The 15,780-nt window shown below is 61.3% G+C and carries 14 protein-coding genes and 1 pseudogene; 6 read left to right on the forward strand and 9 right to left on the reverse strand.

Features of this window, described 5'->3' with window-relative positions:
• Positions 1-16 precede the first annotated feature (16 nt).
• A pseudogene (locus tag G4D79_RS16125) lies at positions 17-541 on the reverse strand (PadR family transcriptional regulator); the annotation flags it as partial.
• A 128-nt stretch (positions 542-669) separates the two neighbouring features.
• Between G4D79_RS16125 and G4D79_RS16130 the strand changes: the two are divergent.
• On the forward strand, positions 670-2,031 hold the full coding sequence (locus G4D79_RS16130) for an MFS transporter (RefSeq protein WP_099698702.1): 1,362 nt from the start codon (positions 670-672) through the stop codon (positions 2,029-2,031).
• Here G4D79_RS16130 and G4D79_RS16135 read toward each other — a convergent pair.
• The 3 genes from G4D79_RS16135 to G4D79_RS16145 all read right to left on the reverse strand — a co-directional run bounded on the left by G4D79_RS16135 (position 2,021) and on the right by G4D79_RS16145 (position 4,488).
• Positions 2,021-2,842: an acyl-CoA thioesterase II gene (locus G4D79_RS16135; protein ID WP_007733332.1), complete on the reverse strand. Its 822-nt coding sequence runs from the start codon at positions 2,840-2,842 to the stop codon at positions 2,021-2,023. The genes G4D79_RS16130 and G4D79_RS16135 overlap by 11 nt on opposite strands.
• Before the next feature lie 75 nt (positions 2,843-2,917).
• Positions 2,918-3,757, reverse strand: a complete 840-nt coding sequence (locus G4D79_RS16140) for an alpha/beta fold hydrolase (RefSeq protein WP_003945355.1) — start codon at positions 3,755-3,757, stop codon at positions 2,918-2,920.
• A 35-nt stretch (positions 3,758-3,792) separates the two neighbouring features.
• Positions 3,793-4,488: a TetR family transcriptional regulator gene (locus tag G4D79_RS16145; RefSeq protein WP_003945327.1), complete on the reverse strand. Its 696-nt coding sequence runs from the start codon at positions 4,486-4,488 to the stop codon at positions 3,793-3,795.
• A gap of 168 nt (positions 4,489-4,656) precedes the next feature.
• Between G4D79_RS16145 and G4D79_RS16150 the strand changes: the two genes are divergently transcribed.
• From G4D79_RS16150 to G4D79_RS16160, 3 genes are read left to right on the forward strand one after another with little or no spacing between them, the layout of a single operon-like run.
• Entirely contained in the window at positions 4,657-5,790 is a 1,134-nt protein-coding gene (locus G4D79_RS16150; RefSeq protein WP_042923877.1) for a ferredoxin reductase, read from the forward strand.
• Between the two features lie 35 nt (positions 5,791-5,825).
• Complete coding sequence (locus G4D79_RS16155; RefSeq protein WP_064689260.1) at positions 5,826-6,998, forward strand: acyl-CoA desaturase; 1,173 nt, start codon at positions 5,826-5,828, stop codon at positions 6,996-6,998.
• A 13-nt stretch (positions 6,999-7,011) separates the two neighbouring features.
• Positions 7,012-7,257: a hypothetical protein gene (locus G4D79_RS16160; RefSeq protein ID WP_003945295.1), complete on the forward strand. Its 246-nt coding sequence runs from the start codon at positions 7,012-7,014 to the stop codon at positions 7,255-7,257.
• A 154-nt stretch (positions 7,258-7,411) separates the two neighbouring features.
• Here the strand turns inward: G4D79_RS16160 and G4D79_RS16165 are convergent, their stop codons facing one another.
• The 4 genes from G4D79_RS16165 to gdhA form a co-directional block, all read right to left on the reverse strand.
• Positions 7,412-7,579, reverse strand: coding sequence for a hypothetical protein (locus G4D79_RS16165; protein ID WP_003945367.1), 168 nt, complete (start codon positions 7,577-7,579; stop codon positions 7,412-7,414).
• 243 nt (positions 7,580-7,822) lie between these two features.
• The gene (locus G4D79_RS16170) at positions 7,823-7,966 is read right to left on the reverse strand and encodes a hypothetical protein (protein WP_003945326.1); all 144 of its coding nucleotides are present in this window, start codon (positions 7,964-7,966) and stop codon (positions 7,823-7,825) included.
• A 363-nt stretch (positions 7,967-8,329) separates the two neighbouring features.
• Positions 8,330-9,589 carry a CdaR family transcriptional regulator gene (locus tag G4D79_RS16175; RefSeq protein WP_003945374.1) on the reverse strand — a complete coding sequence of 420 codons (1,260 nt, stop codon included), beginning with the start codon at positions 9,587-9,589 and terminating at the stop codon, positions 8,330-8,332.
• 484 nt (positions 9,590-10,073) lie between these two features.
• Positions 10,074-11,417, reverse strand: coding sequence for an NADP-specific glutamate dehydrogenase (gdhA, locus tag G4D79_RS16180; RefSeq protein WP_099698703.1), 1,344 nt, complete (start codon positions 11,415-11,417; stop codon positions 10,074-10,076).
• 269 nt (positions 11,418-11,686) lie between these two features.
• Here gdhA and G4D79_RS16185 point away from each other — a divergent pair, with 269 nt between their 5' ends.
• On the forward strand, positions 11,687-13,021 hold the full coding sequence (locus G4D79_RS16185; protein WP_021344745.1) for a DUF4185 domain-containing protein: 1,335 nt from the start codon (positions 11,687-11,689) through the stop codon (positions 13,019-13,021).
• 83 nt (positions 13,022-13,104) lie between these two features.
• Here G4D79_RS16185 and G4D79_RS16190 read toward each other — a convergent pair whose 3' ends face one another.
• Complete coding sequence (locus G4D79_RS16190; RefSeq protein ID WP_099698704.1) at positions 13,105-15,282, reverse strand: glutamine synthetase III; 2,178 nt, start codon at positions 15,280-15,282, stop codon at positions 13,105-13,107.
• Positions 15,283-15,507: 225 nt separating this feature from the next.
• Between G4D79_RS16190 and G4D79_RS16195 the strand changes: the two genes are divergently transcribed.
• Positions 15,508-15,777: a putative quinol monooxygenase gene (locus tag G4D79_RS16195; RefSeq protein ID WP_231917368.1), complete on the forward strand. Its 270-nt coding sequence runs from the start codon at positions 15,508-15,510 to the stop codon at positions 15,775-15,777.
• Positions 15,778-15,780: the final 3 nt, after the last annotated feature.

Below are 15,780 nucleotides of genomic sequence, written 5' to 3' on the forward strand. Positions count from 1 at the left end.
CGTACTCGCCAGTGGGCAATGCGTCCAGAACTTCCTGGCACCAGTCGGTGAATCCTTCCTCGACGCGGATGCCGCCGCGAAGTACGAGGTACTGGTGCAGTGAAGAGCCGGAAAGCGCTGCTGGATTGGGGAAGTCACGCTTTTCGATGAGTCGGTAGACGTCGAGGCGGGCGGCGTGGCCGTCGCGGTGGCGAGCGACTTCGCGTCGTAGAGCGGGGAGATCGGCGTGCGCAGCGGCCCTGATCTTGATGGCCAACTCGTTGCGCAGGTGGTTCGGTTCGGACGGCTCTGCGATCCATCGGGTCAGTTCGGCGCGGCCGGCATCGCTGACGCGGTACATCTTCTTGTCCGGTCGGCCGTCCTGCGCGATGGCCTCCACCTCCACCCAGCCTGCCTCGTCCATTCGCTTGAGGACTCGGTAGATCTGCTGGTGCGTCGCGCTGTGGAAGAAGCCGATCGACTTGTCGAACCGGCGTGTGAGGTCGTATCCCGACGCATCCTGTTCGGAAAGGGAGACGAGCAACGCATGTTCGAGTGCCATGGAAAAAGTATCTATGCACTCAGGTGCGTATGCAACTAAGTGCGTACTAACTCGGGTGCATAGAGCGTCTTGTATGTCGACTTCGGAGAGAGGCGCCGAGTCGCCCGCGCGCAGTTAGGCTTCGCCGTATGAGCGCCGAGTCCACGAGCACGCAGGCAGAGCCACCCGCAGGCATCGGCGGTGCGGCCACGAAGAGTCAAGTGTTCGCATGGGGGCTGTGGGATTGGGGATCGGCCGCATTCAACGCAGTGATCCTCACGTTCGTCTTCTCGGTTTATCTCACCGACGCGGTCGGCGACGACCTTCCCGGCACGATTTCGGCAACTACGTGGCTCAGCTGGGCACTCGGAATCGCCGGCTTCTTCATCGCGATTCTCGCTCCGATCACCGGACAACGTTTCGATGCGTCGGGTAAACGTAAACTCTCGCTCGCGATACTGACCGGCATCACCGTGCTCTCGATGGCGGGCCTCTACTTCGTCGAAGACAACTACCGCTATCTGTGGCTCGGATTGGTTCTGCTCGCAATCGGTTCGGTGATCTTCGAACTGGCCGGCGTTCCCTACAACGCCATGATGCGGCAGGTGTCGACACCGGAGAATCTGGGTAGAGTCTCCGGCTTCGGCTGGGCCATGGGATATTTCGGCGGAATCGTGCTGCTGTTGCTGTGCTACTTCGGGTTCATCGTCGGCGACGGCGACACTCGGGGATTCCTCGGATTTACCACCGACGGCGGCATGAACATCCGGATGGTGGCACTGCTGGCTGCAGTGTGGTTCGCGGTCTTCGCGATTCCGGTGTTCTTCAAGGTTCCCGAGTTGCCCAGCCCCGCGGTCGATCCGGGAGCGTCCAAGGCCGGGTTCCTCGACTCCTATCGGGTGTTGTGGCGCGATCTGCGCGAACTCTGGAACGTCGACAGGCGCACGATCTGGTACCTGATCGCGAGCGCGCTCTTTCGTGACGGTCTCGCGGGCGTGTTCACCTTCGGAGCCGTGCTGGCTGTCAACGTCTACGGAATCAGTGCGGCCGACGTGCTGTTGTTCGGTGTTGCGGCCAACGTGATTTCCGCAATCGGTGCATTGGTGGCCGGACGTTTCGACGATCGGATCGGACCGAAACAGGTCATCACCGTCTCGCTGGCGTCGATGATCGTGGTCGGCGCGATCCTGATCGCGGTGTCAGGGCCGGTGATGTTCTGGATCTTCGGTCTCGCGCTCTGCCTCTTCGTCGGGCCCGCTCAGTCTTCGGCACGAACCTTCCTGGCGCGCATCACCCCGCCTGGTCGTGAAGGTCAGATGTTCGGCCTGTATGCGACCACAGGCCGAGCAGTGTCGTTTTTGGCACCGACACTGTTCGGCCTGTTCGCATGGCTCTTCGGTGCAGACCGTGCCGGCATCATCGGACTGCTGGTGGTTCTCGGCGTCGGCCTTGCCGCATTGTCGATGGTGAAGGCGCCGGAAGGGGACAGTGCGCTTCCCGTCAATCCTTGAAGTAGACCAACTGGTGTGTCGTAGCGAGCAATGCGCCGTCACTGCCCCAAATTTCGGCCGACTGATCGAAGTACCCGTTGCCGAACCGTTGGGTCCGCGCGGTTCCCAGCACGGAATTGTCTGCCTGTTCGGTCAGCGTCTGAGCGTCGGCGTGGAAGTAGATGGTCATCGAGACCGTCCCAGCCGGAGCCATCTTGCCTCGGCGCAAGAAAACTCGTGGGAAGAAGACATCGCACAGTGCGGTCAGCGACGTGAAGTCGAGAGCGCGTGCCGGTTGATCGCGCACCCAGAGCGTCGTTGTCGAGTCGGGATGCTCGCCCGACTCCAGGTCGGGGATCGCACCCTCGACAAAGCGCATCTCGTAGTTCTGTGCCCAGGCGATGAACTCGGGGAACGGCAGCAGCGTAACGTCTTCGGCCGACGGAACTTCCGGCATTGTGATCTCGGTAGACGACCAGGTTTCACGCCTGGTACCGAACACTGCCGTCGCGGTAGTGGCGACGGTTCCGTCCTGAGACAGTTCGATGGACCAGTGCTGCGTCGAGCGGTTGGTGCGCACCGGCCGGGCGGAGATCTCGAAGGCGCCCTCGGTGATCGGACCGGCAAAGTTGACGGTCAACGACAGCGGATCGCCGAGGCGTTCGGGGTGCTTCAGTACGGATTCGAGCAACGTGGCAGCGGTGACGCCGCCGAATGGCCCGACCATGTTGTTGTACGCCGGATTGGTCTCGCCGGTCGACAAGCCGGCGGTGAGTGGCGTCAATCCGACAGCAGCGTCGAAAGGATGGGGTGGTGCAACGGTCTCGGTCATCGCAGAACTCCTGGTGATGGAATCAATTCGGCTCTATGTATGACAACATACATAGAGTCGAATTCGTCGCGGCGATCAGGATCCTGCACGTGCGAGGATCGCCTCGGCCAACTCTTCGGCTCGCTCTTCCGGAATCCAGTGACTTCCGCCGTCGAGCACGACGAACTCGTAGGGGGCGTCCACGAATTCACCACAGCGTTCTGCGCCTGCGCGGCCGAGCGCTGTGTCGCCGGTGCTCCAGACATACGTGGTCGGCACGGTGGTGCGATCGATGTCGCCGAAGTCGCGGGTCATCGCGCGGTACCAGTTCAAGGCGCCGGTCAGCGCGCCCTCCCCGCTCAGGACACGAATGTGCTCGTCGGCGAATTCAGGATCGATCTGGCCGTCGAACATGGCGCGCAGCCGGCGAAAGTTGTCCTCCGACAACACTTCCTCGGCTTTGCCCTCCTGTCGGAGAAGTCCGATGTACGACGAGCGTTGTTTTTGGTCCTCGTCCTCGCGGAGTGCCCAGCCGAAGGCGGTGGGGTGGGGGACCGAGATCGCGGTCAGACTGCGGATCCGGTTCGGATGGCGACCGGCGACCTGCCAGGCGACCGCCGAACCCCAGTCGTGGCCGACCAGATGCGCGTCGGACAGGCCGAGTGCGTCGAGCAATCCGACGACGTCGGCTACCAGGTGCTCGATCTTGTAGGCATCCACCCCTTCGGGGCGTGCGCCGGCGGAGTAACCGCGCTGATTCGGTGCGATTACGCGGTAGCCCGCTGCGGTGAGCAGTGGTGTGACCTTGCCCCAGGATGCGGCGCTCTCCGGGAAGCCATGCAGCGCTACCAGCGGAATGCCGTCGTCCGGGCCCGAGATCAGTACGTCGAAGGTGAGGTCGCCAACGGGGATTTCGTATGTACTCGTGGAAGACATGACTCTCACCGTACGTCGAAAAGGTGAACCCGAGGTCAGTTTCGAGGTGGATTCCAGGTGGCCATTCCGAGCATGATGACTCGCAGTTGCTTCTCGGCTCGTGTGATGACGGCGGCTTCGTCGCGATACCCGGCGGTCCCGGCGTCCAGCAGTTCGACGACAGCACTGAACATCGTCGAGACGATCAGGTCGGCAGCCATTTCCAGATCGTCCGACGACCAGCTTTCCAGTCCGGCAATTCTGGAGAGGTCGATGGTCAGTTCGCTGACGAACAACCGCATTTCAGTGGCTATCGCACGTCGTACCTCACTGACGCCGCTGTAGCGTTCGCGGCAGAGGAACCGAAACTGTCGCTCGTGTGTATGCACTTGTCGCACAAGGATGCCCAGTGACGTAGCGGCGTCCTTGGTGCTGGGATTACGCCTTGCGTCGCGCAGCATCTGGCGCAACATGCGCATGCTCTCTTCGACGAGGACGACACCGACGTCCTCCAGTGAAGCGAAGTGGCGGTAGAACGCCGTCGGAACGATCCCGGCTTCCCTGGCTACCTCTCGCAAGCTGATTCCGGCGAAGCCCCGATCGGCCGAGAGGTCCATGGCAGTGTCCAGGAGCGCTTGGCGTGTGCGTTCCTTCTTGGCGGCACGACTTTCCGGCTCCCTGTTGTCGGGTTCCCTGCGCTCTGGGTTCACCGGTCCGGCCTTCGTCACGACGTCGAGTGTAGGTACAGGCATTCCGGCTCCTTTCGGCAACTCGTGTAACTCGGATCACATTCTTGTTGACATGTACTTGTGTGCACCTGTCACACTATCTTCGGTGAACATTTGTACACTGAATTCACGCAGTCGGGGGAAGCTAGCCCAGCAATCGATACACCCGGCAATCGAAGTACGAGGAGGGTCATGACAATCGCATCTGCTCCTGAGAACACGACACCGAAGTCCGCACCTCGGCGCGGACTGTCCTTGGTGGGACTGATCGAAGCCATGGCTGCTCCACATCAGATCGATCGGTACCTCGAGTTGGTCAACCCGATGGCGACCGTTCGTGACATCCGCGCGCAGGTTGTCGCCGTCGACCATCCGACGGCTGACTCAGTCACTCTCACGCTGCGCCCGACTCGCCAGTGGCGCGGTTTTCAGGCGGGCCAGTTCGTGCAGTTGGGCGTGGTGATCGACGGTGTTCGTCACACTCGCTGCTACTCGCCGGCCGGGGGTGCGTCTACGCGCAGTGGGCTGATCGAGCTCACCGTGAAAGCGCATCCGGGTGGCCTGGTGTCGCAGTATCTGTACGCCAACGCGGCACCCGGACTCGTTGTCAGCCTCTCGCAGGCAGACGGGGTGTTCTCCCTTCCCGTCGACCGCCCGCGTCGGGTGTTGTTGATCAGTGGCGGAAGTGGAATCACCCCGGTCATGTCGATGCTTCGGACGCTGGTGGAGGAGGATCACTCGGGCGAGATCGTGTTCGTGCATTACGCGAACACCGATGCCGACGTGGCATACACGCGCGCGCTGAAGACCATCGCCGAGCAGAACCCGAACGTGAAACTGGTACTCGTGTACACCGAAAGCGGTGGAGGTGACCTCGAAGGTTTCTTCGATCGCGGGCACCTCGACGCCGTGGCTCCGTGGATCGCCGATCCGGACACGATCGACGCCCAGGCTTATCTTTGCGGACCTCCCGGTCTGATGCGGGGAGTGCGTGAGGTGTTCCGTGAGGTCGACGTCGAGCACTTGCTCAACACCGAGGAGTTCGCGCCGGCGGTGGCCGAGCCGGGGGAGGCCGGCGGCGAGGTGTCGTTCACCAAAAGTGGGGTGGCGGCCGAGAACTCCGGCGAAACACTTCTCGAACAAGCAGAAGCTGCGGGCCTCAATCCCGAGTACGGATGCCGGATGGGAATCTGCTTCTCCTGCACCTCCGTCAAGAAGGCGGGCCGTACCCGAAACGTGCGCACCGGTGAGACAGACGACGAGCCGGACAAGAAGATCCAGCTGTGCGTCAGTGCTCCCGTCGGCGACGTCACCGTCGACATCTGAAGTCCCATTTTCCACACGACTGTCTGGAGACCGACATGTTTGGACTTTCACTTCCCACCCTCCCGTTCCTCGGCAACGGTTCCGATGCGAAGGACGACGCTCCCGTCGTCCTGACGTACGAGCAGGTCGAGGAGATCGGCCGCGAGTTGGACGCATTGCGCGATCGCACCGTCGCCTCGCTCGGGGCGGAGGATCGGGAGTACATCTACAAGATCATCAAGGCTCAGCGCGGGTTCGAGGTCGCAGGTCGCGGCTTGATGTACCTCGGCTTCCTGCCTCCGGTGTGGCTCGCGGCAGTCGGTGCATTGAGCGTGTCCAAGATCCTCGACAACATGGAGATCGGCCACAACGTCATGCACGGTCAGTACGACTGGATGCGTGAACCAGGGCTCAATTCCGAAGTCTTCGAATGGGATACGGTGTGCCCGGCCGACCAGTGGCGTCACTCGCACAACTACATGCATCACACGTACACCAATATTCTCGGCAAAGACCGTGACATCGGATACGGCATCCTGCGTATCGACGACGCGCAGAAGTGGAACCCCTATTACCTCGGTAATCCGGTCTGGGCCTTTGCCTTGATGATGCTCTTCGAGTGGGGCGTGATGATGCACGACCTCGAGATCGAGAACGTCATCCAGGGCAAACGCAAGTGGCACGACGTCAAGCCGCTTCTGAAGGGCTGGTGGAACAAGGCGGGCAAGCAGGTCCTCAAGGACTACGTCATCTTCCCGGTTCTCACGGGGCCGCTGTTCGTGACCACTCTCGCGGGGAATGTCACCGCCAACCTGGTCCGGAACGTGTGGACGTACTCGATCATCTTCTGTGGCCATTTCCCCACCGGTGTCCAGAGTTTCACCGAGGACGAGACGGCCGACGAGACTCGCGGGCAGTGGTACGTGCGTCAGATGCTCGGCAGCGCCAACATCGAGGGAAGCCCGCTCTTCCACATCATGTCCGGCAACCTCTCGCACCAGATCGAGCACCACCTGTTCCCGGACCTGCCTGCGCATCGTTATCCGGAACTCGCTCCCCAGGTGAAAGAATTGTGTGGGAAGTACGGTTTGCCGTACAACACCGGTGGGTTCTTCAAGCAGATCGGTTCGGTATGGGGCAAGATCTTCAAGCTCGCTCTTCCGCCCGGTTTGGTCAAGTCGACGACCCCTCCCGGTGTTATCGTCGAGCGCCAGCGAACTGCAGCCTGAGAGGCACACACTGATGGTCGGGAAATTCGAACGCCGCAAGGACACGGTCCAGGAACTGACCGAAAGTGCAGCCAACCACGTGGGCTCGATCGCGATGATCATCGCCGGGGCCGTTCGAGACGTGACGCGCGAGATCGGCGACTGGGTGTCCGACGGAATCGAGATGCGTGAAGCAGCGAAAAAGGCTGCAGCTGACGATCGTTCGGAGTCCGTGACCATCGAGCACGACGACAGCGATCCACCTGAAGACTGGCGTTGATTCACCGCGGCGGACGGACTGATCGCGCAACCGCGAGCCGTCTCGCCTGAACGACCACGTTGCCCTCCGTCACAGATGACGGAGGGCAACGTGGGTTTCGTGGACTGTTTCGGCGGCCGAAGACGCGGATCGAACACCGATCACAAGTGAGGTCCTAAGCAGCGCTGCCGAGGCTCGCCGAGTCGAAGCTGCCGAGCCCGGTGCTACCGAGACCGCTGCTACCGACTCCGCCCAGTGCGAGTGCATTGCTGCTGCCCGCGCTCAGTAGCTGGACGATGATGTTGATGACGATGGGGTCGCCGGTGAGCGGAATTGTAGGCACAGGGGGACCTGCTTTCTGTTTCGAGATGTGGTGAGAAGGTGAGCGGCGACGGGATCGTCGACGTGGTCAGGCGGGCTGTTTCAGCCACTTCCGGTGCTGCCGAGCGACACGATGGAGCCGTTGCCGAAGCCGAGTGCTCGGGAGAGTGAGCCGAAGTCGATGACCAGGCTGCCCAGGGTGTGCTGGTTTATCACGGTGGTTCCTGTCTGTGCCGCGACTGTGTGATGCGAGCGGGTAAGTCGATCAGGGAGCAGGCGTCGTGGGAGTTTCGCCGCCGCCGCCAATCGGAGAGTTGTCGGTGTAGAGGAAACTGCTGCCGGCGTTGAACATCTGTAGGACGGTGTTCAAAACGACGGCCAAAGCGCCTGTGGTTGGTGCGGCGATCATGTGCTTGCTCCTGGTTTCAGCGGTGGCGACGTGGTGGTCACCGTGGTCACCGCCATCACAGTGTCAGGCGGCTTGGAGCGGGCCCTGTGCGAGAAATTCTCTCGCACAGGGCCCGAGATTCGTCCTAGGAGACGCCGCCGCCATCCGTCGAGCCCGTGCCGGTGCTGCCCGCGTTGAAGAGCTGCAGGATGGTGTCGAAGAAGGCACCGAGGAGAGCGTTATCCTGGCCGTTGATCATGTGTTTCCCCTTAATTGTTACTGGTTTGCGCGGTGATTCGCACCACACTTTTATAGCCCGGTTCGGGGCGGAAAAGTGGGGTCCAGGCGCCACACGTGGACAGCTAATAGCGAGGATGTGAGTGTTCACATTTTCGCTGGACGATTGTCCACATCAGTGCTTGCGAAGGTCAGCGAGATCATGGCAGCGCGCAGTTTGAGCAGTTCAGAGGGCAGGGCCGGATCCAATCCGGTCAGGGTTGCGATGCGCTTGATTCGATTGTCGACGGTGTTGGTGTGCAGGCCGAGCGCCGACGCGGTGCGCTGACGATGCTGGCCGTTGGCGAGATGTATGGACAATGTCTGCAGCAGTTCCGGATTGCCGTCGAGTGGCTTGAGAAGATTGATCAAGCTGTCGCGGCCTGCGCCACCCCGAGTGAGTTGATACTCGAGCGCGAGGTCTTCCATTCGGTACGACCGCGCCGGCAGTCTCAGGCGCCGCACGAGTTGCGCCAATTCGTGAGTGGTTGCTTGGGCGGCGGCGATATCTCGTACCGCGGCGTTCTCGGCGATTGCTGTGATCTCCACCCCGACCGTCGCGCGTGCGCGTTGGATGACCTCGCACACTGTTCCCCAGTCGGGCGTGCCCTCGATCAGCACCAGACCACGTTGCGGTGCAGGAGCTTCGAGCAGTGCCGACCCGAAGTGGGCCGCGATTTTCGATTGAGCGACGGAGAGGTCACGGTAGGCCTGTATGCGCTGGTGGTTGCCGTTGCGTGCTCCCGGGCGGATGGGCGGCAGGTTCACCAGGAGCCGCAGGACGAGATAGCGGGGTGCGAGTTCAACGCCCATCTGCAACGCAAGCTGGGTGGGATCGTCGCCGTCCAGCATGGCCTTCACGAGGGCGCCGGCGGAGTATTCCCCGAGTTGGGAACCGGCTGGAAGAGCCGAGAGATAGCTGATCGAGATGAACGAGTGAAGCCGCTGCGCAAGTGCGAACAAGAACTCGTTGAGATCCCCGAGATTGGCGGAGTCCTCGGCGTCGGCCCGGCTGAGGATGAGGGTGCGAAAAGTGCTGATGCCCTCGTTGGTCAAGTTGAGGATCGCGCTGAGTGGCACGCCTTTCAATGCTTGTTGGACGGTCATCGTGTGAATGCCGTCCAACTCTTGGTCGGTGGGAAGTTTGCGGTGATCCAATAGCTGGATCCCCACTTGGAGCCCCTGCACGATCACCGCAATCAGTTCCCGACGTACTGCCTCCGTTTGGAGGGAAGTCAACGTCGGGTTGGCACGGGACAGGTGATCTACGAGATCGCTTGCCAGTGGGATGACGTCGTTGACCGCTGTGGAGGCGGGCTTGCCTCCCAACATGAGCGGTCCCGGGTTGTTCAGCAGCGCTGGGGACATGGGTGGCCTCCTCTAGACAGGTGCGTCGCCTGGCACAGGCACCCGGAGGCTCGGCGCGTTACGAAGCGGGGTACACGCTGAGGCCTTGTTCGGGGGCATACTCGCCGCTGAAATTTGCGGATCGAATTGCGCCAGGCGTTGTGATTTCTACCACATGAACGATCGTCCAACTGTGAAATGGACAAATGTGAAGATAAGTCCATATGCCCCACGCGCTGCGGACCTAAACAATCGTCCACTTACGGTGTTTTTCGACGTCAGAGCGGAAAACGGTTTCGGAGGACACCACGAGTTCCGTCTGGGATCATTGCCGCGCCTACGGTGCTCGTCGCGGGCGATTTGCTCGGAGCAAGCTCGAGGGCCCTGGGTCCTCGCGGACCCAGGGCCCTCGAGGCCTAGGTATTGATTCGACCAGTCCGATGTACGGGAACCGGTCCAGGGTGAAATCACCCTTTTTGTACTGCTGTCTGTGGTGCGGAAATCTCTAGATGACGCCCAGTGAAATCATGGCGTCGGCCACCTTCACGAAGCCGGCAATGTTCGCGCCGTGCACGTAGTCGCCGGGCTTTCCGTACTCGGCAGCGGTGTTGATGGTGCGCTTGTGGATGCCGCGCATGATTCCGGCGAGACGCTCGTCGGTGTACTCGAAGCTCCAGGAATCACGCGAAGCATTCTGCTGCATTTCGAGAGCGGAGGTTGCAACGCCACCGGCGTTGGCCGCCTTGCCGGGTGCGAAGGCTACGTTCGCGTCACGGAAGAGCTGGATGCCACCGGGGGTGGTGGGCATGTTCGCGCCTTCGGCAACGGCCTGAACGCCGTTGGCGATCAAGGTCTTTGCGGCATCTTCGTCGAGCTCGTTCTGAGTCGCGCAGGGGAGTGCGACCTCGCACGGCACGTCCCAGATGGAACCGTCGGCGATGAACTCGGCATGCGGAACTGCGTCGGCGTACTCGCTGATGCGGCCGCGGCGAACTTCCTTGATCTCCTTGAGGAGGTCGAGATCGATGCCCTTCTTGTCCACGATGTATCCCGAGGAATCCGAGCAGGCGATCGCGACGCCGCCGAGCTGGTGAATCTTCTGGATTGCGTAGATGGCGACATTGCCGGATCCGGAGATCACGACGTTCTTGCCTTCGAGGCCTTCACCCTTCGCCTTGAGCATTTCGGCGACGAAGTACGCGACGCCGTAGCCGGTGGCCTCGGTGCGAACCTGCGATCCGCCCCAGGTGATGCCCTTGCCGGTGAGGACGCCCGACTCGTACGTGTTGGTCAGCCGCTTGTACTGACCGAACAGGTAGCCGATCTCGCGACCGCCGACGCCGATGTCGCCGGCCGGAACGTCGGTGTATTCACCGATGTGACGCTGCAGTTCGGTCATGAAGGACTGACAGAAGCGCATGACCTCTGCGTCGGAGCGGCCCTTGGGATCGAAGTCCGAGCCACCCTTGCCGCCGCCGATGGGCAGGCCGGTGAGTGAGTTCTTGAAGATCTGCTCGAAGCCGAGGAATTTCACGATGCCCAGGTTGACGCTGGGGTGGAAGCGCAGGCCGCCCTTGTAGGGGCCGAGTGCACTGTTGTACTGCACGCGGAAGCCACGGTTGACGTGAACGTTGCCCTGGTCGTCGGTCCACGGCACGCGGAAGATGATCTGGCGTTCCGGCTCGCAGAGCCGCTCGATGAGTCCGGCGTCGGCGTAGCGGGGGTGGCGTTCGAGCACTACGTGAAGAGACTCGAAGACCTCTGCGGCGGCCTGATGGAACTCGGGCTCTCCTGCATTGCGAACCAAAACCTGATCGTAAATCTGCGCTACGCGGTCACGTACGGACACCGCTCACCTACCTCGTTGTGAGAACTCTTTTACATTTCCGTTACATACTAGGCGCCTTTATTGCTGTATCGGACAACTGTCCTGTGAAGGTGAAATCGGACACAGCTGTCACTTGTGTCAGTTGAACGGGCGATTTATAACAATTTGCTCAGCTTTCACTCTCTTAACACAGTCCAAATGGTTTGCTTCTGCGGTCGGGGATCACTGTGCCTGTGGTCCGAACGAGTCGAAAATGATCAGAGGGGCTGCACGTGCGTAATAAACACTCCATGTCGGCGATGTTGTCGATAGGCGTCGTCACGATTGCCGCGACGATTGCCGCAGCACCGTCTGCGTCGGCGATCGGTGGACCGTGTGGTTCGGGAGGAAGTGGTTCCGCCGGATCGATGACGGGTTCGCTCGGCTCGCTGACCGGATCGCTCGGTAGTGGTTCCGCCGGTACCGGCTCCCTCGCCAACGCGCTGCCTTGGATCACCGGCGCCCCCAACGGTGCTCTGCCGGTGCTGACCGGCCGGACCAAGGCGATCGAAATGGTCACTGGCCCAGGCAGTCCCAACAACACCATCGAGCGGTTCAACGTGTCGGGTACCGACCTCGGAATCATGTGGGACAACGGTCTTTCGGGGCCGGATCACGACGTGCTGATGGCATTCGGCGACACGGTGGGCGACTGCGACACCCCGGGTGACGACTGGCGCAGCAACGTGTTGTTCCGCAGCAACGACACCGCCATCGCCGACGGCATGAAGATCGACAGTTCTCCTTTGGACGGCCCCAATCATTCCAAGGAGATCATTCCGGGATTCGGCATTCCGGGCGAGTTCACCACCATCCCGACCGCTGGAATCTCTTACGGTGGTGTGCAGTACATCAGATTCATGTCCGTTCGGTCGTGGGACGAACCCGGAGCCTGGACCACCAACTACTCGGCTCTGGCTTTCTCCACGGACAACGGTGAGAACTGGGAACTCGATCCGGCGACAGTTCGCGCCAATACCGAAGGACTTGGCATTCCGGGGATTCCGGCAGTATCGCCGATCAATTCCAACTTCCAGCAGAGCGCCTTCCTCGACGGTCGGGACGGCTACATTTACGAATACGGAACTCCCTCAGGTCGTTTCGGTAAGGCGGTCCTGGCGCGAGTGGCCGGCGCCGACATCAGAAATCTCGGCGCCTACGAATACTGGGACGGCTCCGGTTGGAGTCCGCGAGATACCGATGCCGTTCAGGTCATCAAGGCACCGGTCAGTGAACTCGCAGTGCAGTGGAACGACTACCTGAACAAGTACGTTGCCATGTACACCAGTGCCGAGGGCAACCTGGTGATCCGTCAGGCCGACCAACCGCAAGGCCCGTGGAGTGGTACGCAGACCCTGTTGAGTGGAATCACGTTGCCCGCGTTGTACGGCGGATTCATGCACCCGTGGGCGAGCGGACAGTTCCTCGAATTCGTCGCCACCACGTGGGACCGTTACAACGTCATCTACATGCGGACCGATTTGAACGGACTCCAGATGGCGTCGTCGGATTCGCGCGATCGTCCTGACCCCGCGACCACCGGTGAGGCTCGCGTCCTCGAAGTCACGATGCCGGAAGACCGCTAGCCGAGCAAGATTCGACAACTATGGCCTGCAACTCGATCGAGTTGCAGGCCATAGTTCTGTGGGTAGTGATATTCGGGTGATGCTCAGAGAATGAAGAGCATTTCCTGATACGTCGGGAGTGGCCAGTGATCGTCGGCGACGATGGTTTCGAGGAAGTCGGCCGCTGCACGTACCTCTGCCATGGCGGGCAGGAGTGCGTCCTGTGCGTGCTTGGCCTGATCGAATGGCGACTCGCCGGCGTCGGTGTCGATTGCTGCGCGCAGGGCCGCGAGCGCTGTGCGCAGAGCCGCAACGGGCGCCGACACTTCTTCGAGCGGTGCTGAATCCGGTTCGAGGCCGGCGGACTTCAGTGCGACGAAGTTCTGCGCAACTTCCGTCTGGTGGCGCACTGCGGCCGGAAGGATCAGCGTCGTACCGATTTCGGCGGCCAGGCGTGCCTCGACGCCGATGCTCAGTGCGTACTGTTCGAGTCCGACCTCGTAGCGACTGTGCATCTCCCGGTGGTTGAAGACCTTGTACTTCTCGAAGAGTTCCATCGAGGATTCGGTGATCAGTTCAGGAAGGGCGTCCAGCGTCGTGCGAAGGTTCGGCAGGCCGCGAGACTCGGCCTCGATCTGCCAGTTCTCCGAGTAACCGTCGCCGTTGAAGACAACCGCACCGTGGTTGGTGATGATCTCGGTGAGCAGATTCTGGACGGCGGTGTCGAAATCGGCGCCGTCGGCGACCGCGGCCTCCAGTTCGGTGGCCATGTAGTCCAAGGCCTCGGCCATGATCGTGTTGATGGTGACCATCGGGCCGTTGACTGTTTGCAGCGATCCTGGCGCGCGGAACTCGAAACGGTTGCCGGTGAAGGCAAATGGGCTCGTGCGGTTGCGGTCGCCCGGGTCGGTCGGTAGGACGGGAAGGGTGTCGGCTCCGATCATCATGGTGCCCTTGTCCTTCGACGATGTCGCTGCGCCCTTGGCGATCTGCTCGAAGACGTCGGCCAGCTGATCGCCGAGGAAGATCGAGATGATGGCCGGGGGAGCCTCGTTGGCACCGAGACGGTGATCGTTGGTTGCCGATGCGACCGACGCGCGCAGGAGGCCGGCGTATTTGTGGACGGCCCGGATGACTGCGGCGCAGAATACGAGGAACTGGGCGTTGTCATGCGGATTGTCGCCGGGGACAAGCAAACTGCCGAGTTCGGAGTTGCCCAGCGAGAAGTTGACGTGCTTGCCGGAGCCGTTGACACCGTCGAACGGCTTCTCGTGGAACAGACATTCCATGCCGTGCTTCTTGGCGATTGTCTTGAAAGTGGTCATCAGCAACTGCTGGTGGTCCGCGGCGATGTTGCCTCGCTCGAACATCGGGGCGATTTCGAACTGGCCGGGCGCAACCTCGTTGTGCCGCGTCTTGGCGGGGATACCGAGTTTGAAAAGTTCCCGCTCCGTGTCCATCATGAATCCGAGCACACGTTCCGGGATCGCCCCGAAGTAGTGGTCGTCGAACTCCTGGCCCTTGGGCGGCTTTGCGCCGAAGAGTGTTCGGCCGGCGTTGAGGAGGTCGGGGCGGGCGAGGAAGAAGTGTCGATCGATCAGGAAGTACTCCTGCTCGGGTCCGCAGAACGACACGATGTGCTCGGGATCGGTATGGCCGAACAACTTAAGGATTCGTTCGGCGTGGAAACCCGTTGCCTGTTGTGAACGCAGCAGGGGAGTCTTGTGGTCGAGCGCTTCGCCGGTCATCGAAACGAACACGGTCGGGATACACAGTGTGTTGCCGTTGGGGTTTTCGAGAACGTAGGCCGGGCTCGTGACATCCCAGCCGGTGTATCCGCGAGCCTCGAATGTGTTGCGCAGCCCGCCGTTCGGGAAACTCGAAGCGTCGGGTTCACCTTGGATCAAGGTCTTGCCGGCGAACTCCGCCAGTGCACTGCCGTCGCCGACCGGCTCGAGGAAGCTGTCGTGCTTCTCGGCCGTCAACCCGGTCAGTGGATAGAAGACGTGGGCGTAGTGGGTTGCGCCTTTCTCCAACGCCCAGTCCTTCATCGCCGACGCGACCGCATCGGCGACCATGGGATCAAGCGGTTTGCCTTGCTCGATCGTCGACATCACCGATTTGTAGACGAGCTTGGGCAGTCGCTTCTGCATGACCACCTTGTTGAAGACGTTGGCTCCGAACACCTCTCCGGGTGTCTCGTCGGTCGTGAAACTGACCACCGGAGGTGTGTAGGCCTCGACGTCCTTGATCGCTTGCAAGCGAACTGCATTTCCACTCATGTGCTTACCCCTCGCCCGGGCCCAGGGCTGCGCTGCTGATTGCGAGCCCGACTTCGGCAAACCCTACGAACCTCCGGTATCGGGGGTGTTTCGTAGATATTGCGCCTGTCCGCAAACTTCGAGTCACAACGGAAATGTCGATCTGTCGGAGGTCTACGGCAGACTTCGAGCCGACGGGCTATTGCAGGACAGTCGAATCGGAGAGTCTTTGTGATCAGGGTGTTGGTGCCAACAACGGTGGAGCAGGGCGATCTCGCGGAAGTGCTTCGGTTGTACGACGAACTTGTCACCGAGACCCGAAAAGAGGTCGGCTGCATCAATTACGAGTTACTGCAGCGCACCGACAATCCCTGCGAGCTCGTGTTGGCGGAGGAATGGGAATCGCAGGAGCACCTCGACGCCCACACTCATACCGAGCACTTCGTCAGGTTGGTTGAGGCGCTGGCCAAGCTCGAGACGGCAGCGCCGGCGCAGATCTTCACGAAGGTTCTGTAGCGG

The sequence above is a fragment of the Rhodococcus sp. WY5 genome, assembly GCF_018588185.1.
Lineage (GTDB): Bacteria > Actinomycetota > Actinomycetes > Mycobacteriales > Mycobacteriaceae > Rhodococcus_F > Rhodococcus_F qingshengii.